The following is a 23,392-nucleotide window of genomic DNA, read 5'->3' on the forward strand; positions in this document are numbered from 1 at the left end:
AAAAGGAAAAATCCTGCTGTAAGCTCATCCCCTTCAGGGCTGCTGGAATGCTCAAAAATAGTTTGAAGATCAGATTGCATGCAGGCGGATCGAATTCATTCCCTTCTTGAATGTTGGTCATATGAACATTTCCCGCTCTTTCGAGACCGCATTAACCCGTTTTATGCATTACGAACTCAATTCAATTGGGTGTTGATTGATTTTGACTTCACCCTATTGGTGTCAGGGATTAGTCTCCCAATAGTCTGATTTTCCTGCCGTTTCGATCTCATTTGGAAACGGAATGCATATTTCGGGTTGAAGAAAAAGAAGAAACACTTTCAGTGCTTTATTCTTCTGGAATTCATGATGAGCATTCAAGCCCCTAAAACAAAAAAACCATTGGAAATCTTTAATTTCCAATGGTTTTTACACTGCCATGCTTTTACTGGCTACCTAAACATCCCTTTCAAAAGGGCCAGTTTTGCGGCCATATCTCCTTCTTCCTCCACTTTGGGTTTGGGCTTTTGCTTGGTTTTGGCACTTCCCCTCTCGGCAAAAGGATCGGATTTCATGCTCAGCGCAATTCTCTTTCTTTGGGTATCCACTTCCATGACGGTTACTTCCACTTTTTGGTTGACCGAAACCACATCTGTCGGTTCGGTCACGAACTTATCGGCCAAATGACTCAAATGAACCAGTCCGTCCTGATGCACCCCAATGTCCACAAAGGCGCCGAATTTGGTAATGTTGGTCACCAAACCCGGCAATTTCATTCCCACTTTCAGATCAGAGATTTTGTTTACGCCTTCCTGAAAACTGAATACCTCAAATCGTTCGCGAGGATCACGCCCTGGCTTGGAAATCTCTTCCATGATGTCCTGGAGTGTCGGCAAACCAACCGTCTCGGAGATGTAATTCTTCAAGACAATTTTCGCTCTCAGCTCCTCACTTGTCATCAAATCACTCACTTTGGCACCGATATCCTTTGCCATTTTCTCTACCAATCCATAGCGCTCCGGATGCACGGCACTGGCGTCCAAAGGATGGCTTGCATTCCGGATTCTCAAGAATCCAGCCGCCTGCTCAAATGCCTTGTCGCCCAACCTTGGCACTTTTTTGATTTCGTCCCTGCTTTTGAAAGGTCCTTTTTCATTTCTGTATGTGATGATGTTCTGTGCCAAAACCGGACCCAGTCCAGAAACGTAGGTCAGCAACTGTTTGGAGGCAGTGTTCACCTCGACGCCAACGCCATTGACACTGCTCATCACCGTATCGTCCAAGGCATTTTTGAGTGCCGTTGGGTCTACATCGTGTTGGTATTGACCGACGCCGATGGATTTGGGATCTATTTTTACCAATTCTGCCAAAGGATCCATCAGCCTTCGTCCGATGGATACCGCTCCCCTTACCGTCAAATCCTGATCGGGAAACTCCTCTCTGGCCACATCCGATGCCGAATAAATCGACGCTCCACTTTCATTCACCATGATCACCACCACGTTTTTGGGCAATCCAATGGATTTTACAAAAGCTTCCGTTTCCCTTCCCGCCGTACCGTTTCCGATCGCGATGGCTTCGATTTTGTGCAAATCGACCAAATGCTTGATCAGAGCAGCGGTTTCAGCGGTTTTGCGTTGGGGTTCGTTTGGATAGATGGTGTCATAACTCAAAAACTGTCCCTGCGGTCCCAGGCAAACTGTCTTGCATCCTGTCCTGAAACCCGGATCGATGGCCATGACGGATTTCTCACCCAATGGGGCCGCCAGGAGCAATTGTCTCAGGTTTTCGGCAAAAACCTTAATGGCTTCCTCATCTGCCTTTTTCTTGGAATATAGCCTTACCTCGGTCTCCATAGAAGGTTTCAAAAGGCGTTTGTAACAATCTTTGATCGCCATACCCACTTGCTCTACGGCAGTGTTTGCTGCTTTTTTCAGTACTGTTTCTTCCATCAGGGCCGTTGCCTGAATCTCGGCAGGACAACTGTCCAACATCAAGAACATCTCCTTTTCGCCTCTTCTCATGGCCAAAATGCGATGCGATGGTGTTTTCTTGATCGGCTCAGACCAATCGAAATAATCCTTGTATTTTTCGGCTTCTGCTTCTTTTCCCGGAATGACTTTGCTGGTAAAAATCCCTTCCTCAATGAAAAGGGCACGCATTTTCTTTCTCAATTCCGCATTTTCATTGATCCATTCAGCTAGAATATCCCTGGCCCCTTGCAAGGCTTCCTCGGGTGTATTCACTTCTTTTTCCGGATCGACATATCCCTGCGCTTCCGCTTTCAGGTCAAATGATTCCTGTTCGAATATTTTTGTTGCCAAGGGTTCCAATCCCTTTTCCCGGGCGATGGTGGCCTTGGTTCTTCTTTTGGGCTTGTAAGGAAGGTAAATATCCTCCAAAATGGACATCGTTTCCGCTCCATTGATCTTTTTCTCCAGTTCGGGCGTCAATTTCCCCTGTTCCTGAATTGACTTGAGGACAGCCTCTCTTCTCTTGTCCAAGTCACGCAATTGCTGGACCCTGTCCCGTATGGCCGCAACCTGAACTTCATCCAAACTGCCCGTCACTTCTTTTCGATACCTTGATATAAAGGGAATCGTCGCGCCTTCATCCAATAAATCTACAGTGTCCGAAACCTGTTTCTGCCTGATATTGAGTTCCTCGGCAATTTTAGTATAGTGAATCGTATTCATAAAGCTTTGTCCTTAGTCAAATTAAGACTTGCAATTTAAAGGTTTCAACCCGCGAAACATAAAGTAAAAATGTATTCTTGTGCTTTATGTTACCAAGCAATTGAATATCTGATGGTAAATTTGTGTTCAGGATGAGGAATATTATGGCTGGGAAATCCGTAATTCAGCTGCCCATTCTTTCTCTTTTGTTTAGGATATAAAGGGATTGGAAAAGGAAGAAGGTTACTGTTATTGTCGGGTCAAATTAAAAACAGTCTGATCATCTGCTATCGTGCCTGTAAAACATATTTTATTATAAGGAAAGAATCGGAAGACCGAAGCTGAAAGACAGAAGAAGCCAATTAAGATTTCAGGCAAAAATCTTCTGGTTCCTCGCGTCAAGTGATATTATTGCTGATTTATAAAAAAACAAACAATGAATTGGAAGAAAGAAATTAAGAGCTGGGGATTGATGCTGTCGGTATTTGCATTTCTATATTTTACGGGATTGATGACACCGATCATGGGTGGCGTGCAATCGGTATTGTTGTCCACCGGATTGATCAAGCCCAAAATCACCTTGACCAATAAAGAAACGCAGAATTTTGATTACCGCGGGAAATTCACGGATATGCAAGGGAAGGAAGTTTTCTTGGAAGATTATAAAGGAAAAACCGTCTTCATCAACCTTTGGGCGACTTGGTGTCCTCCATGTAGGGCGGAAATGCCCCATATCGAATCCCTCTACGGGAAAGTGAAAGACAATGAAAACATTGAATTCCTGATGATTGCCTTGGACAAAGAGGCTAAAAAAAGCAAGGATTTCATCGACCAAAAGGAGTTTACCTTTCCGGTAGTCCATGCAGGGTTTGGCTTGAACAATTCCCTTCAGAGTGAATCCATTCCAACAACTTTGGTGGTCAGTCCCGAGGGGAAAATCGTCTTCTATCAGGAAGGCATGAGCAATTTCGACACGAAGGAATTTATGGATTTTCTGACGGGGGAGTTTTAAAATCCCATTTTAAGGGTTAAATTGAATTTGGAAAACCACTGTCTTTACCGGCAGTGGTTTTCTCCATTAAAAGAGCCTCACCGTACAACTCACAAACTTTGGATCCTTACATTTTCACTTCCCAACGCCTCGGATTCCGTGGTTATCTTCCAAAAGACCTTGATGAAATCGCCTCCATGAATGCGGATCCGGAAGTGATGCGATTTTTTGAAAAGCCCTTGTCCATTAAGGAAAGTGAGGAATTCATCCAAAGGCAAAATGACCACTTGGGATTATTTGGGTTTTGTTTTTTTGTGGCAGAAGCCCTTGCCAACCAAGAATTGATTGGCATCATCGGATTGGGAAACAGGACCTATGAAAGCCCCATGAGTCCATTTATAGATGTGGGCTGGAGGTTAAAGAAATCAGCTTGGGGAAAAGGATTTGCGACTGAAGGGGCAAAAGCCTGTTTGGATTTTGGGTTTAAAAAAGGAATACAAGAAATTTTCGCGATCACTCCCCTGATCAATCACCCATCGGAAAATGTGATGGTTAAGCTGGGAATGGAAAAAGTGGGTACCTTCATTTATCCCTTCCTGCCCGCAGACCATCGACTCAATCCACACCTTTATTATAGGATTCAAAATCCGAACAAATTCTGATACGATTTTTGCAGGAAACCTTATCCAGCTTGTAAGAAGAGTTAAAATTCAGGAACTTGAGGCGATCAAACCTGAGATCACCATGACCGCAAATACCCGATTCGTTTTTATAAGTGTGGCTGTATTGTTCTTTTGCCTCACTTCCTCATTTGCCCAAAAATCCCTTTGGTACCAACAACCCGCAGAAAAATGGGAAGATGCCTTGCCCATCGGAAATGGAAGATTGGGAGCCATGGTATTTGGCAAAACGGATACAGAGCGGATTCAGCTCAATGAAGATTCCCTTTGGCCGGGAGGCCCTGATGATTGGGGACCTGCGCCTGGCAAAAGATCAGATTTGGAAGAAATCAGGAAAATGCTCCTCTTGGGAGAAAACAAAAAGGCCGATTCCCTCCTTGTGGAAAGATTTTCCAGGAAGGGAGTGCTCCGCTCCCATCAAACCTTGGGAGATCTTTGGCTGGATCTGGGACATACCGATATCAGTGCGTACACCAGAGAACTCGATCTGGAGACTGCCTCAGTCACCGTCCGCTACAAAACCGATGGATTTCAGGTTACCCAGAAAATCTTTTCCTCCGCTCCAGACCAAGCCCTTGTCGTGGAAATCACCACCGAACACCCGGATGGATTGAATGGCCACATCCGACTTTCCCGGCCTGATGACGAGGGATTCCCAACGGTATCGGTCCAGACCGTCACTCCCCAAATTCTGGAAATGAGTGGGGAAGTCACCCAAAGAAAGGGGGAGGTTGATTCGAAACCCGCACCGATTCTGCATGGGGTAAGGTTTCAGAGTTTGCTTTTTGCGGAAAACAAAGAAGGAACGCTCAGAGCCGAAAAAGATCGTTTTTCCATGCGTGGCGTTCAAAAACTCACCCTAAAATTGGTCACCAACACCTCATTTTACCACCGTGATTTCAGGGGTGAAAACCAAAAGCAGCTGTTGGCCATCAAGGGGATGGATTTTGACTCGCTGTATGCAAGGCACCTAAAAGACTATGGCGAATTGTTCAACAGGGTTTCCCTGCGATTGGGCGATGTGGTGAAAAATGACATTCCAACCGATCTCAGGATCAAACAGGTGCAAGAAGGGGAAACTGATCTTTTCCTTGAATCCCTGCTTTTTGATTTCGGAAGATATTTGCTGATTGCTTCCTCCCGTCCCGGAACCCTTCCCGCCAATCTTCAGGGGATTTGGAATCCCCATATTTCCGCCCCGTGGAATGCAGATTACCACATGAATATCAACATGCAGATGAACTATTGGCCGGCGGAAGTGACCAATCTGAGCGAATTGCATGACCCATTTTTTGATTTTACCGATGGAATAGTCAACAGCGGCAAGATCACGGCAAGGGAAAGTTATGGAATGCGGGGCGCTGCCTTTGGGCACACCACTGACATTTGGAAACCCACTTTCTTGCAGGCTGCCACGGCGTATTGGGGCGGATGGATCGGTGCGGGAGGCTGGATGGCGCAGCATTATTGGGAAAGGTTTGCCTTTACCCAAGACAGGCGGTTTCTCCAAGAACGCCTCTATCCAGCCTTGACCGAAGTCGCTGCCTTTTATGCGGATTGGTTGGTCGAAGACCCAAAAGACGGGAAGTTGGTTTCAGCCCCCTCCACTTCTCCCGAAAACAGTTTTATCAATGCAAAAGGGGAATCCGTTGCCACCACCATGGGTGCGGCCATGGACCAACAGATCATTGCCGAAGTATTTGACCACTTTATCGCGGCCTGTGAAATTCTCAACCTTCAAACGGCACTTTTGGATGAAATCAAGGAAAAAAGGGGAAAGTTAAGGTCAGGTTTGCAAGTGGGAAAAGAGGGTAGGCTCTTGGAATGGGATCAAGAATATGCCGAACCCGAGAAAGGCCACCGACACATGTCACACCTCTATGCTTTCCATCCTGGCAATGCGGTGACAAAATCGACTACTCCAGAACTTTTTGACGCCGTAAAAAAAACATTGGATTACCGGTTGGCCAATGGGGGTGCGGGCACAGGTTGGTCGCGGGCTTGGCTGATCAATTTTTCAGCAAGGCTACAGGAAGGTGAAATGGCTCATGAACACATCCAAAAACTCATCACACAATCCCTCTATTCCAATTTATTTGACGCCCATCCTCCGTTTCAGATCGACGGGAACTTTGGTTACACTGCTGGAGTCGCCGAGATGCTGCTCCAATCCCATGAGGGCAATGCCATTCACTTGCTTCCTGCCTTACCGGGCGCTTGGGCAAGCGGTGAAGTCAAGGGATTGAAAGCACGTGGGAATTATTCAGTGGACATTTCCTGGGAAAATGGGGTATTGAAATCGGCACTCATTACATCCCTTTTAGGAGGAAAAGGAAAAGTGAACTATCAAGGGAAAGAAAAACAATTTGACCTGCAGAAAGGGGCAGTTTTGGAACTCGTTTTTTAATTCAACCCATGTTTTCCAAGCAATACCAATTCCATTCCAACTTAAAATTGCTTGATAATCAGTCTTTGTTTCCTGTAGTTGCCTTCACCAAATCAGTACCACACGTGATTCTCCAAATGGTCTGATTGTCTTGTTATTTCAACCCGAAATATGCAAGAGGTTTCCAAATGGGATTGAAACTGAAAGAAAATCGGACTATTGGGAGAATAATTCCTGACCTCAATAGGATGAAGTCAAAAATAGTCAACACCTAATTGATCATCAGTAAATTAAAACATTAAATGGAGTTCGTAATGCATAAAACAGGTTCAACACCATTGGGAAACTATTGCATATTTTAGATTCAATTCAGATAGTTTCTGTTTTGATTTCCTCACATCGGCACTACTCCTTATTCTATTCTTCAAATACCCTGATTTTCTTGTAGTTATAACCCCATTAGAGAGCCTACAGCATTTTTCGGGTGAAGTGTGGGCGCTTTCAAAAATCACTCTGGCATCAGATGTTTTTTCAAGAATTCCACCGTGGCTTTGTTGACTTTGACCATGTTGGCGTATTTCATCCAATGATGGGTGTCTCCGGGAATCATCAGGGATTCGAAGGGCATTTTTCTTTCTTCAAATCTCCTGACCAAATCCGTGGTTTGGCTGAAATTTACATTTCTATCGTCATCGGAATGGATAAAAAGGACAGGCGATTTCCATGTATCCAAATAGGCCATCGGAGAGGAAAGCCAGGCCGTCTTGACTGCTTGGTCAAAATCAGGCGCTTTTTCATAGCCGTCCGGCATTTCCAACCTACCGGAAAGATCATGTACGCCGTGAATGTCAACACCGACCTTAAACAAATCGGAATCCTTGCCCAATGCCATTGCGGTGAGATAACCGCCGTAAGAACCTCCGTAAACACCAATTCTTTGCGCATCCACTTGGGTCAATTTCGCCAAATATTCGCCCGCAGCCTTGACGTCCAAGTATTCTTCCCCACCCTGTGTCCAAGTTCTGGCGGGTTTGTGAAATTCATAACCATAGCCAATTCCGAGGCGGAAATTGACCGAAAGGACGACGAAACCCATTTCAGCCAATTGCTGGTTGACTGCATAGGTATTGGAATAATAATCCATATAAGACCAACCCAATAGCATCTGCCGCTGTGGACCGCCATGGACAAAGACTACCGCAGGTTTCTTGACAGGGCCTCCCTCCTTTTCAAACAGCTGACCATACACCGTGAAACCATCGGGAGATTGGAATTTGACTTGCTTGGGCACCACCAACCTGTCTTGGGGAAAATCATTGGGAATCAGGTTTTCTGCCAGCAGCTTGATTTCCTTTGTTTCTGAATGCACGAGTGCGGGCAACAAGGATCTTTTTGCGGTAGCGCTGAAAAAAGCGATTTGTTTTTCATCGGCAAGTGGTACTGGAATGGCTTCGATTCCTTCCCCTTCGGTCAGCAGTTCCATTTTTCCACCATTGATGGAAACCCTGCCGATATGTCTGCGATCGATATCCTCTGGTAAATTCCCAGTGTTTGCAGAGAAAACCAATGATTTCCCATCCTTGGCCAGTTTTATGTGTTCGACCATATATTCCCCCGGTGTCAAAAGAGAAGAAGGACCAGCATTGGCATCCATCGCATAGAGATGTGGCCAGCCATCTTCGTAAGACAGATAAACGATTTTATTGTCGGCTGCCCAGTGGAGATTGAATCCACCGTTGGTGCTGGGCACGGAACCCCTTAATGTCTCAGGCGCTTTCCACCTTTTGACTGCCGATCCGCTTTCGACGGTTGCAACCCAGATTTCCCAAGGTTGATGCCGCTGCTCTAATAATGGCAAAGCGGCTCCGGATCCACCAGGAGTCCTCACGAAAACCACCTGGCTTCCATCACGAGACCATTTTGGACTTAGGTCGCGGCTGAATGAAGGCGCCAGCCATTGAAGCACTGGATTTTCATTGGAGAATACCCCGATCAAGGCATGCGTGCCTCTGTTGACGACAAACAGCAGTTGGCTTCCATCAGGCGACCAACTGTGGGAATGCACATTTCCCTTGGCCTGAAAGAGCTGCTTTGGTTCACCCTTAGAAATCGAAACGCTCCAAACCTGGCCGTTTTTTAGGAAAGCGACAGTTTTGCTATCTGGAGAAACCATGGGTTCGTCCCCTTCCGCGACCACCTCTGTTTGGCCTCCGGCAAATGGGACTTTCCAAATCTCTACTTTTGGCATCACAGTGGCATGTGTGACATTTACGGGAACATTGGCATTTCCTCCACCATGGTCCCCGCCACGGACGAAGATCAACCAGTTTCCATCGGGGGAAAATTGGAGACCACTGATTTCCTGGCCATCGTCTTCGATAAAAGCGGTGATTTTTCGGGGGGAAAATTCCGGACCTTCTGCAACATAGACATTGCGCAGTCCCTTTTCATTCATGGCCCATGCGATTTTGTTTCCACTGGCTGAAGCTGTCAATTCCGAAGGAAAGGAGAAACTCGAAATCTGCTCGACGGAAAACGACTGCGCTGCCAACTCGGTCAGCAGAAAAATATAGCTGAAAAATACCAGTATTAACTTTTTCATCATTTGTCTGTTGAAATCACATACTCATAAATAATTTTGGAAATCTGGGCGATTTGCGATTTCCCTTTTTCGACATCCTCCAAATTCTTACTCAGGATGACCAAAACATAAGCCCTTCCATCAGGCAATTTCACGATGGCCGCATCATGCTCGACACCGGAAATGGCTCCTGTTTTGTGTGCAACGACCACGTCTTTGGGCAAAAGTTCTGGAATCATTTCATTGAACTTTTGATCGATCAAAATGTCCATCATTTCTTCAGAGGAGGCGGAATCAACGGTTTCACCCTTGGCAATGGCCTCCATGATCAGCATCAAATCGTAGGCAGTCGTGGTATTGTTGAGACCTGCATCAAAGGCCTTCAAATCCTCCACGCCCCTCAATACCTGGTTGTCCAAAACGCCCATTTCCCGCATGGTGGCATTGATGTTCTCTGCCCCGATTTTTTCGATCAGGATATTGGTGGCAAGATTGCTGCTCATGGTCACCATTTCGTACATCAACTCATAATAAGTGGCTTGCTGGCCTATTCTTTCGTAGAGGTTCTCCTGGCTGTCCACGCCCAAGTCCATGCTGAAAAGGCTGCTGTCCACAATACTCCTGAATTCATTGATGATGGGGATAGAATCCTTCATCGAAAATTTCCCTTGCCCAGCTTGCTTGTACATTTCGATCATCACCGGAACTTTCATGGTACTGGCGGCATGAAAGACTTCTTTTTCATTGATCAATACCATTTGAGAAGGATCGTCGAGAGTTTTGAAAGCGATTGCAAAATCTCCCTGTGCATTTTCCAATTCAGCAAGCAGGGCAGATTCCAGTTCAGGAAATTCATTTTCAGGAGCTTTCGATGCACAATGCCAAAGGAAGAGACTGAGGAACAATAGCGTTAAGGATTGTCTTTGCATGATTTGATGAATTTTAAGAGTGCTTTGGATTTACCATTTAATGGTCAAATCAAAATTTTAATTTTGTAAATACGGATTAACAGGTGTGAGAAGGAATCGATTTGGGAAAATCCTGAATGGACAGCTTTTAAGATCTTCCATCAATATTTTTTATGGATCTGGTACAATACCTTCTCCATTTCCTTTTTCAATTCACCCGATGGGATTGCGTAATTGTTCAGGAGAAAACTAAACAACAAGGTTTTTCCACTTTTGGTGATCAAATATCCGCTGAGCGCATTGCTCATGCTCAGGGAACCTGTTTTCGCATAAATATAGGGCGTTTGTCCGGGATCTGCTTTGTACCAATTGCGGATCGTCCCGGAATCCCCTCCCGCTGGGAAATAAGCCTGGATTTTTTCCATGGGGATTTCTTCCTTGATTTTTTCCAACAAAGCGATGATGGTTCTCGGGGTAAACATATTCTTGGCCGAAAGTCCCGAACCGTCAACCCAAATGGGTTCATCCGGAAGATCCTTCAGCAGATTCTCCTTGGCATAAGCGATCGCGGAGGAGATATTCAGAGAATCGAATAAATGATCGGATACCAAAAGCAGCAATTGCTCCGCCAAGAAATTATCGCTGATTTTCATCATTTGGGAATAGACGGAGTCAGCTTTTGCCGTGGATAATTTTTGGTGGATTCGGTGTTGGTAATTTTGGTTGGGAATGAGCGTAATATTTTTCCCAACCTTCAAACAAAGCATGTCCGCGGTCAATTGGGCAGAGGTGATATAAGGCTTGTCGCTTTCAAAACCGAGTTCTTTCTCAAGCTGTTTGTTTATACCATAATGGAAAATATTTTGGTCTTCTTCTCTCAAAATGCTGTACCGTTCCGAAGGAATGTCCTCAAATGACTGACTTTGGAAATAATCAGGAGAAAAACCAACCTTATCATCGGGCTTTTTGGAAAAGCGAACCACATTGCCATAAATAGGCAAGGAAGACCTTTCGGTCGCATAATAATAATTGTACCAATCCCATGACCAACCCGAACCAAAAGCGGTTACCTGATCAAAAGTATTGACCATGTATAGCGTTTGCGGTGCATTTTTTAAGAAATCCACCACAGTACTGTCCCTGAAATCAGGGTGAAGTAAGGTGGGATCACCTGTTCCCCAAAAGATAAGAGAATCCTCTTTTTGGATGTAATTTAGTCCATTGACCCGCTCCTCGCCCAAGAGTTTATAACTGGTGTAAAAAGTAAAGAGCTTGGTATTGGACGCAGGGATAAAATATTTCTCCTCATTGAGGGCAAAGAGCGTTTTTTTCTTTTCCGGATCCACCAACATAAATCCAATATGGCCTTTTCCAAAAACTTCGGAATCCCGAACTGATTTTTTGATCTTCTGAACCGTACAGGACCCCAATGAGAGCAGGATCAGGAATGCTAAAATTTTCTTCATCTTTCCAAGTTAAATTTGAAATAGGTATGTCTGGCGTTTTGACTGAAGCATTTCCATTCTAAGAAAAACTGCCTGGAGAAAATACGCACTGTCCAATTTTGAATTGTGTATACTATAGGTGGATGTTTATGATCCGATGATAGAATTGTGGAAAATGGCTATGTGAAATATCTCACCATGAATCGCAATATCAGGAAGAAATGAGCCTGTCAGAGATTTTCTGACAGGCTTTTATTTATTGAATACCGGTTGATTTTATTGATCCCACCATATTCTGTCCAACAAGGTTACCTCAGGGACATTCTTCCCATTTCTACTCACTTCACTGTCCGGATAGGCGAGTCTTCGGATAAACTGACCGTTCAATGCTGGATTTAGATTCTGCGGCGTGGTCATGTCTTTGTAGCCATAATCAAATCTCCGGGCATCATTCCAGGTTTCGGGATGTAAGAAAAGAGCCACCCATTTTTCCTTGAAAACTGCATCGATGGTAAAATTGGCTTCACCCATGCTGACACTCGGGTCTTGCAGATAGGCTTGTTGGGCAACACTGCTCACGCCTAGCATTTGCATGTGGGCGGAGATTCCATCCAAATATGCTTGGTAGGCACGCCCTTTGTCCGAGGCAAAAGCAGCCTCAGCCTCAATAAATTTTTGCTCTGCAAAGGTGGCAATCAGCACTGGAGACTGTGTGCTGGTATAAAATTGGCCCGGGATCAAAGTGGATCTTGCGCCGGATTCAGGTGCATTGCCCCTACCCGCTCCATTTTCGACACCTACAAATTGCCCGGCGTTGGTCCTACCGACCATCAGGGGAAGCCGTGGATCACTGGCTGGATAGGAGGTCCCATCCAATGCCTCGATAAATTGGGTAGAAATCCAACCTCCAAGCAACAGATTTTGATTGTTGATCGCAATTTGCGCCCAAGGATTGAACCTTTGCTCAAAGAAGTCAACTTTTGCATCATCCGCATTGGCAGTAAATCCATTGCTGAGCGCAGTCAGGACCTCATTGGGATTGTAGGAAGCTGATCCACTGGTATGCAAAAGATTTCTTGCCTTCAGCATATTTGCAAATTTGATCCACTTGGATACATTCCCATTGAAAATGAAATCATCACCGCCAATGGAAATGGAAGTGGGACCGGATAGATTGGCGATGGCTTGGTCCAATAAAGATAGGATTTCTGTGTATAACTGTTGGTCATTGTCATAAACAGGAGTCACGGAGGTGAAATTAAAACCTTCTGAATAGGGTACGCTTCCCCAAATATCAACGGTCATGCCCAAGTTAAGGGCCATCAGGACCTTTCCAGCACCCAGATGGTGATTGGCGCCGCTTTCTTCTGCTTTTCGGATAAGGTCCGTCAAGTCTGTCATCACGTCATACAGTGAAAACCATGTCCCGCTATAATTGATCGGCTCCATGATATCGGAAGAAGTTCCTGGATTGGGAGATGCCAAATACTGAACATAGTTGGAGGTAATGCTTCCGATCCTGTACACATTGAGAGAGGTCTCATAGGTGGCATTGGTCATCAAACCTGAAATCGGTGCATCCTGTGGATTGTTCGGGTTTTCATTGACGTCCAGATAGGTTTCACAGGAAGTAGCCATGGAAATGATGGCAACACCCAGGGATATTTTAAATATATTGATCAGTTTCATGTTGTCTTCTTTTGATTAAAGGCCCAAATTCAAGGTAAAAAACACACTTTGCACGCCTGGAAAACCAAGACCGGTGAAGCCTATGGCATTTCCTCCGGCACCTGCGCTAAATGATTCTGGATCGAAACCGTCCCAAGGGGTATAAAGAATGATATTGTTGGCTGCGACGGAAAATCTCGCGGTTCGGAAGGGCGTTTTTTCTAATAAATCAGGACTGAGGTTATAGGCCAGCGTGATGTTTCTCAACTTGATAAAACTCGCATCTTGCACGAAATTCTCACTCACACCCCGATAGGTGTTTCTATAAAATCCAGCGCCGTAGTTTCTTCCGTCTGGACCCACTCCCTGTCCCAGCCAAACTTCCTGATTATTGGCAGATCCATCGGCCAAGACACCGTCAAAAACAATGGATTCTTCCCTGTTCTCGGTATATTTTGCAATACCAAATGCGGAAAGGAAATTGTCAAACTGGTTGTACTGCTCGACATTGGTCCTGAAATCAATCAACATGGACAGATCAAAACTCTTGTAGGAGAATTGATTTCGCAGTCCGCCAAACCATTTTGGAACGGCATTTCCCAAAATCAACTGGTTTGCATTTCTGAGGGGAAAACCATTTGCGCCGATTATCTGAGGTCGGTTTCGGTCCAAAACCTGTAGTCCTTCCGGAGTTCCGTTGGCATAATACCGTTGGTAACTGCTGCCATAGATATTGCCGTAGGCTTGCCCTTCCACCAATTTCATGGTGACGGTACTTCCCACATATCCAAACTGGCTTCCCAAGACAATCTCGTCGATTCCCTCCCGGATGGATTTGATCTCATTGTTGTTCATGGAAAGATTTGCGGTCACATCCCATCTGAAATCACCTCTTTTAATTGGCGTGGCATTCAACACGATTTCGATCCCGTCATTTTGGATTTCCCCTGCATTGGTCACGTAAGAAGAAAAACCTGTTGCGTCGGAAACCGGCACCGGTATGATTTGGTCTTTGGCGTTTGATTTGTAATAGGTGACATCCAATCCAATTTTGTTGTCAAAAAAGGCCAATTGGGTACCAAATTCCAATGAAGTGGTTTGCTCCGGTCTCAGCATAGGATCCCCGAATCGGCTGAATCTAGTGAAACCCACCTGTCCGTTGAGCGGAAAAACATTAGGCGAAGAATACGTTGCACCCAAGATGTGTGGATTGGTATCTTTTCCTACCTGTGCCCAAGATGCCCTTAACTTGCCAAAGGTGATCCAAGAAGGAAGAGATACACTTTCACTGAACACATAGCCAAGATTCACCGATGGGTAAAAGAAGGAATTGTTGTCCTTTGGAAGTGTGGAAGAGATGTCATTCCTTCCGGTAATGTTCAGGAACAATAGATTCTTATAATCCACCATCAGATCCCCATAAAAACCCACGAGCCTTCTGATGCTTTTCCCCTGATTGGCAAAAATCTGAGAAGTATTGCTGAGGTTATAGAATTCGGGAATGACAAAATTCTCACCTCTTGAGGTTAAGCGATCGAATTTTCTTTCGAAAACATCATTTCCAAATCTCAATGTGGTATTCCAATCGTCATTGAATTGTTTTTTGAGAGTCACATAAAAATTGGAGGTCAAGTCACGGCTGTTGATCCTGGTTTCCTCCAGGAATCCTGTGGCGCTCAATGCTTGTTCCCCGTCTATTCCTTTTGGACCCGGTGTGATTTCTGTTCTGCTGTCACTGTAGAAATCATTTCCCAATCGATAGCTAAAGGTCACCCAATCGGCAGGACTGTAATTGAAGGAAATATTCCCAATGACCCTATTGACATCATCCTCATAGGTAGCAAACCGAGCATCATAAAGTGGGTTGGTATTGCTCCCGACAGAGACCATCGTGCCATCCGGTTTGATATAATCGTTGATGTCCGTGGTCTCGGACCAATACACCAATCTTTCCATAAACCTATCATGGGGAACCCTTTTCCCTCCTGAGTTGGAAAAATTGATGGAACCGGCGAAGTTGAATTTTTCACTCACTTTGATTTGCCCTGAGAGCTTGGCCGTGGTTCTGTCCCAATCACTGAAGGGAATCACGCCTTCCTGATCCAATCTGCCGAAGGAGCCATAAAATGTCGCTTTTTCACTTCCTCCCGAAATGGAAACAGAATTGTCTATTTGTACACCTGTTTGCATCGCACCTCTCCAATTGTCTTGGTATCGATGGCCATCCACCGTCTGGGCCACTTCGGAAATCGGGGCTCCCCAAGCGGGCCAGAAACTGTTTGGATCATATACTCCGGAAAATCCCTGACCATATTTGTTTTGGAATCCGGGATATTGATTGATCTCGTCGAAACCCACCGAACTTGCAAAATCAACGCGCACTTGCCCTTCTTTCCCTTTTTTGGTGGTAATGATCACGGCGCCGTTTGCCGCTCTAACCCCATAAAGTGCCGTGGCAGCAGCACCTTTCAAGACTGACATGGATTCAATGTCATTGGGATTGATGTCCGCCACCCGGTTGGTAAGCCCTCTTGGCGTACCACTGGATTCGATGGTGGAATTGTCCACAGGGACGCCATCCACCACAAAAAGCGGTTGATTATCGGCGCTCGGATCAAGGGAGTTGATTCCCCTGATGATGATCCTGGCACTTTGGCCGGGAGCGCCACCCGAATTGGTGACCTGAACACCTGCAACTTGGCCTTGTAAGGAATTGACCAAATTGGCTTGTTTGGTTCTGCTGATGGCCTCGGCGCCGATACTTTGGGCGGCATAGCCCAAGGCTTTTTTGTCCTGTTCGATACCGAATGCTGTGACGACCACTTCGGAAAGCTGTGAAATGTCCTGTCGCATCACCACATTGATGGTGGACCTGTTTCCTACAGCGATATTTTGTGTTTCAAAACCGATAAATGAAAAGCTGAGTGTTTCATTTCCCGTGGGCAAATTGAGGCTAAAATTGCCATCAATGTCAGATACCGTTCCCGTTGTGGTGTTCCGGATCAAGACGCTGACGCCGGGCAAAGGCCCACCATCTTCCTGTGTGATTACTTTTCCTTTCACTGTAAATTGCTGTGCATTCACGGGAATTGCCAGCACAAACAGGGTGAAAAAAAGGACCAGATTCGTAAATCTTCTCTTCATAATATGATTTTTAGGGGTTAAAAATGATTTGATTTTGTTTTCACCCAATGCACAGAAGGCATTGGACCGATGGCAGGTGATGAAATCAATTCTTATTCTTCACCGAATTTTTCCAAGTGGAGAATGGGGAGTAATTGATTTTTTTAATGATTTCGACAAGAGCAAACAAATGAAAAAAACATAATCGGCTGGTTTAAGGGTTATAAAATTCTCTTTTATTTTATAACCCATTGGCATTATATCACATATTGATCAAAAAACAAACTGATTTTATTCTAAAAAACAACGATTGGTTTATTGTTTGGTTTTTTTATCGATTGGGTATTGATATTGATTGTGTTCTGGATGCAATCGATCCTTTTTTACTGTTGGGGAAAGAATATATTTTATGAATATCCGCTACTTTTCCACCAGACCCAATGGACCAGTGGAAAAACCTGAAAAATACAGCATTTGGGATTTGGAAAGGAAACGCCGACGACAAAAAACCCCAAGGAGGGATAATACTTCTACACCCTTCGGCTCAAACTGTTTTTGAAATCCCCACAAAAAAAGCCACCCTTTCCAAAGGTGGCTTTTCCATTGTCATCCATTTTCGGAAATCAATCGTTTTTATTGATCACCAATACTTTTTCTACATCGACTTTTTCGACTTGCTCAAATTGGATTTCTTTTTTGATTTCTTGTTTCTCCATTCCGATGGTTTCTGTACGCTCTCTTTCGGAAATGTGCGGAGCAATGACCAGGGCCACGATGGACATCAATTTGATCAAAATATTCATCGATGGTCCTGAGGTATCCTTGAAGGGATCTCCCACGGTATCTCCCGTCACGGAAGCCTTGTGTGCCTCAGATCCTTTGTAATGCATTTCTCCATTGATCATGACACCTTGCTCAAAGGATTTCTTGGCATTGTCCCAAGCTCCTCCAGCATTGGACTGGAAGAGTCCCATCAACACACCGGAAACGGTAACTCCCGCCAACAAACCTCCCAAAACCTCGGGGCCAAACGTGAAGCCAACGATAATCGGAACCAGCAAGGCGATTGCTCCCGGAAGGAGCATTTCCCTGAGGGATGCCTTCGTGGAGATTTCCACGCACTTCTCGTATTCCGGCTTGGCCTTGTATTCCATGATGCCTGGGATTTCCCGGAATTGTCTTCTCACCTCATTGACCATGTCCATGGCGGCACGGCCTACGGCAGCGATACAGAGGGAGGAGAAAATATAAGGAATCATGCCACCCACGAACAATCCCGCCAACACATTGGCCTTGTAAATATCAATGGAATCAATCCCGGCGATGCCCACAAAAGCGGCGAACAGCGCCAAGGAGGTCAATGCCGCCGAAGCGATCGCAAATCCTTTTCCCGAAGCAGCGGTGGTATTCCCCACTGCATCCAAAATATCCGTTCGCGTTCTCACATCTTTCGGCAATTGGCTCATCTCGGCGATACCGCCTGCATTGTCTGCGATAGGACCAAAAGCATCGATGGCCAATTGCATCGCAGTGGTCGCCATCATGCCGGCAGCGGCAATGGCCACGCCATACAATCCCGCAAATTCATACGCTCCATAAATACCCCCGGCCAAGACCAGAATCGGCAACACCGTACTTTCCATTCCCACGGAAAGTCCGCCAATGATATTCGTAGCATGTCCTGTTCCGGATTGTTGGATGATGGAGTTCACAGGTCTCCGCCCGATGGCGGTATAATATTCTGTGATGATGCTCATCAGAGTACCCACGACAAGCCCCAAGATAATGGCATAATACACATCCATGTTGGAGAAAGCGTACCCCCTGATGATCATCGTTTCGGGAAGCATATAACTCACGATGAAGTAAGATGCTATTCCAGTAAAAACAATCGAGGACCAATTGCCCATGTTGAGCGCTTTCTGAACGTCGCCTTGGTCATCGCTGATCCGGACAAACAGCATGCCCATGATCGAAAAAATGATACCCAAACCTGCGAGGACCATTGGCAATAAAATCGGTGCAATGCCGCCAAATTGATCTTCGGAAATGATTTCCCTTCCCAAGACCATGGTGGCCAAAATCGTGGCGACATAGGAACCGAACAAATCGGCGCCCATTCCTGCCACATCCCCAACGTTGTCCCCGACATTGTCGGCGATGGTTGCGGGGTTTCTGACATCGTCTTCCGGGATGCCTGCTTCCACTTTCCCGACCAAGTCAGCCCCTACATCGGCAGCCTTGGTGTAGATGCCACCCCCTACCCTTGCGAATAGCGCGATGGATTCCGCACCGAGGGAAAATCCTGCGAGTACGTCAAGTGCCTTTTCCATTTCAAGACCATTCACGCCCGCTCCGGCGCTCACTACATATACCTGATAGAAGATGATGAACAAGGATCCTAAACCCAAAACAGCCAATCCTGCCACGCCGAGGCCCATCACGGAACCACCGGTAAAGGATACCTGAAGGGCTTTTTTAAGACTTGTTCGGGCAGCTTGTGTCGTGCGGACATTGGCTTTGGTGGCGATGTTCATGCCGATATAGCCTGCCAAAGCGGACAAAACCGCTCCGATGACGAAGGAAATGGCGATCACCGGACTGGAAGTCTCCACGGTGGTACCGGACCAAGCCAAAAGAATTCCAGCAATAATGACAAAATACGTCAAAACTTTCCACTCTGCCCTTAAAAATGCCATGGCTCCCTGGGCGATGTAACCGGCCAATTCGACCATGGTTCCATCACCTGTTTCCTGTTTGGTTACCCAGGCGGATTTAATGGCCATTGCAAGAAGCCCGATGATCCCCAGTGCGGGGATTAAGTAAGTAATTGCTTGTTCCATATTTATTGATTGGTTTATTGTTAATACTACATACCAACAAATATATTATTATTCACCAACCAAGCAATTAAAAGTATCGATTTAAGCAGGAATTGTAAACAGAATATTATGCTGTTTCAAAAAATCCCGATCAGACATCCCGATCGGCAATGATTTGCTCCATGACCCAGTTGGTTCGTGCAGCCGATACGCCCGTGCTCAAGGCTACTCCCACTCCCATCAAGTCCTCCACGATGTTTTCAATCAGGAAATGTTGGATGTTTTTGGGGAGTTCCAATTGGAAGCGTTCCAAGCCCATCTGCTCTGTATCCAGGATAAATCCTCCTGAGCCAAAGGTTTCGTATTCGATTGTCCCTTTGCTGCCATAAATGACGGTCCGGTCGGATTCGGTATCAGCAGCAGTGGTAAAACACCAATTCCCCGTCCCTAAAACTCCATTTTCAAACCTAAAGGCTGCCGTCACCAAATCTTCCGCAGGGTATTGTTGCCCTTGGTTGGTACAAAAGCCCTTGACCTGGGCGATGGGCCCGAGGAGAAAATCCAGGTAGTCGAATTGATGCGAAGCGAGGTCGTAAAAATAACCACCACCGGCGATTTCGGGATTGACGCGCCAATTGCTTTCCAAGACCTCCTTTTTCTGATGCCTTTGGGGTTTTTTCATGTCTATATGCAGTGTCCTGACTTCCCCGATAGCACCGGACTGGATTAGTTCCTTAATCCTGACAAAATGGGGCAGGGATCTTCGGTAATACGCCACGTACAAGGGCACTCCGGCCTTTTCGCAGACCTCGATCATTTCCAGGCATTCGGCATGGGTCCTGGCCATGGGCTTCTCTACATAAACCGGTTTCCCCGCTTCGGCAGCCATTTTGGTCAATTCGAGATGGGCATCCGGCGGCGTGGCAATATAGATGGCATTGACTTCCGGATCATTGACTAGGGCTTGGGCATCGGTGTACCATTTTTCCACCCCATGCCTCTGGGCGTAGTCTTTGACCTTTTCCTCGTCGCGGCGCATGACAGCCACCAATCGACTGTTGGGCACCAGGTTCATGGCAGGTGCGGATTTGAGTTCACATACAGCACCCGCTCCGAGTATACCCCAGCGGACTTCATTGTCTTTTATTTTTTTCATTGTCAGCAAATTAAAAACAAATTTCCCAAAGGTCGGAAGAAATGGGTTTGTGGGAAAATAAAAGTGATGGGATTTTAAACGTTTAAATCCGTTCGGTTTTTGTTCGGATACTGTAAATTGGCAGCATATCGGCGGGGAAAGCCAATAATTTTACAAAATCTTTTTAAAATGGACAGAAAAGCGCTCCAAATAGAAGTCATAGGCAGAAAAATCATCTTGAGACTGCCTAAAAATGAAACCGACATCCAGTTTATCCGGAGTTTCCGGTTCTTTTCAATCCTTAAAAAATACAATAATTAAGGAAAAAGTGACTGTTCACTAACTTGGAAAATGGTACAGATCTGAGATATATTCAGGCTTTATTGGGTCATGAAAGCCCAAAAACCACCCAAATTTACACCCATATTACTACGAAGGGTTTTGACCAAATAAAAAGTCCGATGGACGGATTGGATATTTAAAGATTAGTTTTACTTTTAGCTAATTGGAAAATAACCGCAACCATTGCGCCATGTAAGTCTAATGGATTACATGGCGCAATGGTTGCGGAAAGCAAAACGTTGAACAAAACCTCCTGCGTCGGTAGTTATTTCGGTAGTTAGTTATGATTTTTATCTTTATCCTTCTGATTTTTAGACAGATGGGTTATTTTTATAGCATGTTTAATCTAAATTCCTTTCAATCATGGAAAAAAAAGCCTTCGCCAAAGGATGGTGGAAGAGATGCAGATCAGAAACTATGCTGCAAGAACCATCCGGAACTACACCGAATCCATCTCACGTCTCGCACTGCATTTCAGGCAGTCTCCCGAGCTGTTGGAAACTCAGCAGATCAAGGATTTCATCCACCATTCCTACTATAACCAAAAACTGTCCGTTTCCTCAGTCAACCAACTCATCAGTGCTTTAAAAATACTTTTTTTAGGAGTGTTGGGCAGGGAATGGGATAACATAAGTATCAAAAGACCTAAAAGAGAGAAAAAGCTTCCCAATATCCTTTCAAGGGAAGAGCTGACCCGGATCCTCAGCCTTACCCAAAACCGGAAACATTACTGTATTTTCTCACTTACATATTCCGCCGGACTCAGACTCAATGAAGTCACCAACATCCGTTTCCCAGATATTGATGCAGCAAGGATGCAACTTAAGGTAAGGTACGGAAAAGGCAGCAAAGACAGATTCACGCTTTTGTCCAACAGGGTCCTGAAAGAACTCAGGGACTATTACAGGGAGTTTCATCCCAGAAACTATCTCTTTGAAGGAGCCAAACGTGGGGAACCGATTAGCCATCGAACTGTCCAGACAGTTTTCAAACAGGCGACCAAACGTGCCGGCATCACCAAGGACGTGTCGTTTCACAGCCTGAGACACTCCTTTGCCACCCACCTGCTGGAGCAGGGAACCAACCTGAGGATGATTCAGCAGCTGATGGGGCACACCTCTCTCAAGACTACCACTGTATATCTTCACGTGAGCCATATTGAGCCTTCCCAGATCAAAAGTCCTCTGGACAACCTGTAATGGAAGCCGTCAATGCCCGGAATTCAGGCGCAGAGCTTTCGGATATCCTTCTTTTGAACAAAAATGCCTTCTTTTCCCATAACAAGCTTTGTGTGGACCAGATCAAGGCATATGAAGCCATCATCGGATGCAGGACCTCCAAAATGGGGAGCCACACGCTGGTCTGTGACAACTGCGAACACAAAAAGACCTGCTATAACAGCTGTAGAAACCGCCACTGTCCCAAATGCCAATATGTCAAACAGGTAGTCTGGGTGGAGAAACTCAAGGCAAGACTGTTGCCCGTGAGATACTTCCATATCGTTTTCACAGTCCCGGAGTTTCTCAACAGCATATTTTACATCAACCAGCGGGAATGTTACGACATGCTTTTCTCATCTTCGGCCCAGGCAATGAAAAAGGCAGCAGCAAATCCGGAATTTCTCGGTGCTGAAACGGGCTGCCTTTCCGTATTGCACACTTGGGGACAATCCCTGAATTACCATCCCCATATCCACATGCTTGTACCTGCGGGCGGACTGGATCCAGATGGAATGGAATGGGTAAAGGCAAACCGAAAATTCTTTGTTCCGGTAAAGGCCATATCGAAAATCTTCAGAGGTGTTTTCATGGACAGGCTCAGGAAAGCGATTGCGGCAGGTTCACTCAACATCCCGCAAAAACAGTCGGCACTGTATGCAAACCCGAAGAAACTTAATTGTTTGGCATATGAAAAATACTGGCACATACATATCAAAAAAACTTTCCGGGGAGCAAACCAAGTCGTCAGCTATCTTGGCAGGTACACACATAGGGTCGCCATCAGCAACAGCAGGATACTGGATACAGACGGGAAAACCGTTAGCTTCAGATGGAAAGACTACCGTGACAACCGGCACAAGGTCATGGAGCTGCCCTGCGGGGAATTCATCAGACGATTTATGCAACACATACTACCAAACGGGTTTTACAAAATCAGGTACTTCGGTATATTGGCACCAGCCAACAGCAGGACCAAAATGAATGATTGCCATTGTCTTTTAAACCAAAAAAGACAGGTCTCTCACTATGAAGGGCTAACGACGTATGAAGTTCTCAGAAAGCTTTTGGATGAAAATATCTTCAGATGTACCTGCTGCGGTAAAGGAACAATGGGTTTTGGAAAACCACAACCAGATAATGGAATACCCTGAAAAGGATAAGGTTGAAAGTTCTTTGACATCTTGAAGCAAACAACCAAGGCAGGGCGCTGCGGGGAAAAGGTATGCCCAAAAACAATCAACAAGTGTCCAAAAGCATGTCAAACACAACAAAAAAGAACATCCCCAAGGAATTTTCCGTCATCTTCGTCCAAAACCAAGGCAAATAAATGCCCATAATCCCGGAGGCTCCGTCCAACTATGTTTTAACCGCAATTTTGGATTATCGAATAAAATAGTTATTTTTTTGCCTGAATTGCGTTTAAAACACTTTACGTTA

The 23,392-nt window shown here is 45.5% G+C and carries 13 protein-coding genes and 1 pseudogene; 6 read left to right on the forward strand and 8 right to left on the reverse strand.

Annotation, left to right across the window (positions count from 1 at the left end):
- Positions 1–431: 431 nt before the first annotated feature.
- On the reverse strand, positions 432–2,675 hold the full coding sequence (locus Q7J63_RS17055; RefSeq protein WP_304887859.1) for a Tex family protein: 2,244 nt from the start codon (positions 2,673–2,675) through the stop codon (positions 432–434).
- Between the two features lie 415 nt (positions 2,676–3,090).
- Between Q7J63_RS17055 and Q7J63_RS17060 the strand changes: the two genes are divergently transcribed.
- From Q7J63_RS17060 to Q7J63_RS17070, 3 genes are all read left to right on the forward strand, one after another.
- Positions 3,091–3,666: a TlpA disulfide reductase family protein gene (locus Q7J63_RS17060; protein WP_019597823.1), complete on the forward strand. Its 576-nt coding sequence runs from the start codon at positions 3,091–3,093 to the stop codon at positions 3,664–3,666.
- Between the two features lie 98 nt (positions 3,667–3,764).
- Positions 3,765–4,307 (forward strand): GNAT family N-acetyltransferase, encoded by a 543-nt coding sequence (locus Q7J63_RS17065; RefSeq protein ID WP_304887861.1) that lies wholly within the window; start codon positions 3,765–3,767, stop codon positions 4,305–4,307.
- 82 nt (positions 4,308–4,389) lie between these two features.
- The gene (locus Q7J63_RS17070) at positions 4,390–6,732 is read left to right on the forward strand and encodes a glycoside hydrolase family 95 protein (protein WP_304887863.1); all 2,343 of its coding nucleotides are present in this window, start codon (positions 4,390–4,392) and stop codon (positions 6,730–6,732) included.
- Between the two features lie 487 nt (positions 6,733–7,219).
- Here the strand turns inward: Q7J63_RS17070 and Q7J63_RS17075 are convergent, their stop codons facing one another.
- From Q7J63_RS17075 to Q7J63_RS17105, 7 genes are all read right to left on the reverse strand, one after another.
- The gene (locus tag Q7J63_RS17075) at positions 7,220–9,316 is read right to left on the reverse strand and encodes a prolyl oligopeptidase family serine peptidase (RefSeq protein ID WP_304887865.1); all 2,097 of its coding nucleotides are present in this window, start codon (positions 9,314–9,316) and stop codon (positions 7,220–7,222) included.
- The gene (locus tag Q7J63_RS17080; protein WP_304887867.1) at positions 9,313–10,221 is read right to left on the reverse strand and encodes a serine hydrolase; all 909 of its coding nucleotides are present in this window, start codon (positions 10,219–10,221) and stop codon (positions 9,313–9,315) included. The genes Q7J63_RS17075 and Q7J63_RS17080 overlap by 4 nt, the downstream gene beginning before the upstream one ends.
- 140 nt (positions 10,222–10,361) lie before the next feature.
- A complete protein-coding gene (locus Q7J63_RS17085; RefSeq protein ID WP_304887869.1) occupies positions 10,362–11,666 on the reverse strand; it encodes a D-alanyl-D-alanine carboxypeptidase in 1,305 nt (434 codons plus the stop codon).
- A gap of 255 nt (positions 11,667–11,921) precedes the next feature.
- A complete protein-coding gene (locus Q7J63_RS17090; protein WP_019597830.1) occupies positions 11,922–13,334 on the reverse strand; it encodes a SusD/RagB family nutrient-binding outer membrane lipoprotein in 1,413 nt (470 codons plus the stop codon).
- Positions 13,335–13,349: 15 nt separating this feature from the next.
- Entirely contained in the window at positions 13,350–16,457 is a 3,108-nt protein-coding gene (locus tag Q7J63_RS17095; RefSeq protein WP_304887871.1) for a SusC/RagA family TonB-linked outer membrane protein, read from the reverse strand.
- A 602-nt stretch (positions 16,458–17,059) separates the two neighbouring features.
- The gene (locus tag Q7J63_RS17100; RefSeq protein ID WP_304887873.1) at positions 17,060–19,279 is read right to left on the reverse strand and encodes a sodium-translocating pyrophosphatase; all 2,220 of its coding nucleotides are present in this window, start codon (positions 19,277–19,279) and stop codon (positions 17,060–17,062) included.
- Positions 19,280–19,409: 130 nt separating this feature from the next.
- Positions 19,410–20,414: a Gfo/Idh/MocA family protein gene (locus tag Q7J63_RS17105; protein WP_304887875.1), complete on the reverse strand. Its 1,005-nt coding sequence runs from the start codon at positions 20,412–20,414 to the stop codon at positions 19,410–19,412.
- 323 nt (positions 20,415–20,737) lie between these two features.
- Between Q7J63_RS17105 and Q7J63_RS17110 the strand changes: the two are divergent.
- The 3 genes and pseudogenes from Q7J63_RS17110 to Q7J63_RS17120 form a co-directional block, all read left to right on the forward strand.
- Positions 20,738–20,875: pseudogene (locus tag Q7J63_RS17110) on the forward strand (tyrosine-type recombinase/integrase); the annotation flags it as partial.
- A gap of 249 nt (positions 20,876–21,124) precedes the next feature.
- Positions 21,125–21,934, forward strand: a complete 810-nt coding sequence (locus tag Q7J63_RS17115; RefSeq protein ID WP_019598316.1) for a tyrosine-type recombinase/integrase — start codon at positions 21,125–21,127, stop codon at positions 21,932–21,934.
- Entirely contained in the window at positions 21,934–23,106 is a 1,173-nt protein-coding gene (locus tag Q7J63_RS17120; RefSeq protein ID WP_304887877.1) for an IS91 family transposase, read from the forward strand. The genes Q7J63_RS17115 and Q7J63_RS17120 overlap by 1 nt, the downstream gene beginning before the upstream one ends.
- Positions 23,107–23,392 lie beyond the last annotated feature (286 nt).

The organism is Rhodonellum sp. (assembly GCF_030656585.1).
In the GTDB taxonomy this organism is placed as follows: Bacteria; Bacteroidota; Bacteroidia; order Cytophagales; family Cyclobacteriaceae; genus Rhodonellum; species Rhodonellum psychrophilum.

Coding starts and splice junctions, on each gene's coding strand:
- Q7J63_RS17055 (WP_304887859.1), bottom strand. CDS start 2,675: ATGAATACGATTCACTATACTAAAATTGCCGAGGAACTCAATATCAGG.
- Q7J63_RS17060 (WP_019597823.1), top strand. CDS start 3,091: ATGAATTGGAAGAAAGAAATTAAGAGCTGGGGATTGATGCTGTCGGTA.
- Q7J63_RS17070 (WP_304887863.1), top strand. CDS start 4,390: ATGACCGCAAATACCCGATTCGTTTTTATAAGTGTGGCTGTATTGTTC.
- Q7J63_RS17075 (WP_304887865.1), bottom strand. CDS start 9,316: ATGATGAAAAAGTTAATACTGGTATTTTTCAGCTATATTTTTCTGCTG.
- Q7J63_RS17080 (WP_304887867.1), bottom strand. CDS start 10,221: ATGCAAAGACAATCCTTAACGCTATTGTTCCTCAGTCTCTTCCTTTGG.
- Q7J63_RS17085 (WP_304887869.1), bottom strand. CDS start 11,666: ATGAAGAAAATTTTAGCATTCCTGATCCTGCTCTCATTGGGGTCCTGT.
- Q7J63_RS17090 (WP_019597830.1), bottom strand. CDS start 13,334: ATGAAACTGATCAATATATTTAAAATATCCCTGGGTGTTGCCATCATT.
- Q7J63_RS17095 (WP_304887871.1), bottom strand. CDS start 16,457: ATGAAGAGAAGATTTACGAATCTGGTCCTTTTTTTCACCCTGTTTGTG.
- Q7J63_RS17100 (WP_304887873.1), bottom strand. CDS start 19,279: ATGGAACAAGCAATTACTTACTTAATCCCCGCACTGGGGATCATCGGG.
- Q7J63_RS17105 (WP_304887875.1), bottom strand. CDS start 20,414: ATGAAAAAAATAAAAGACAATGAAGTCCGCTGGGGTATACTCGGAGCG.
- Q7J63_RS17115 (WP_019598316.1), top strand. CDS start 21,125: ATGGTGGAAGAGATGCAGATCAGAAACTATGCTGCAAGAACCATCCGG.
- Q7J63_RS17120 (WP_304887877.1), top strand. CDS start 21,934: ATGGAAGCCGTCAATGCCCGGAATTCAGGCGCAGAGCTTTCGGATATC.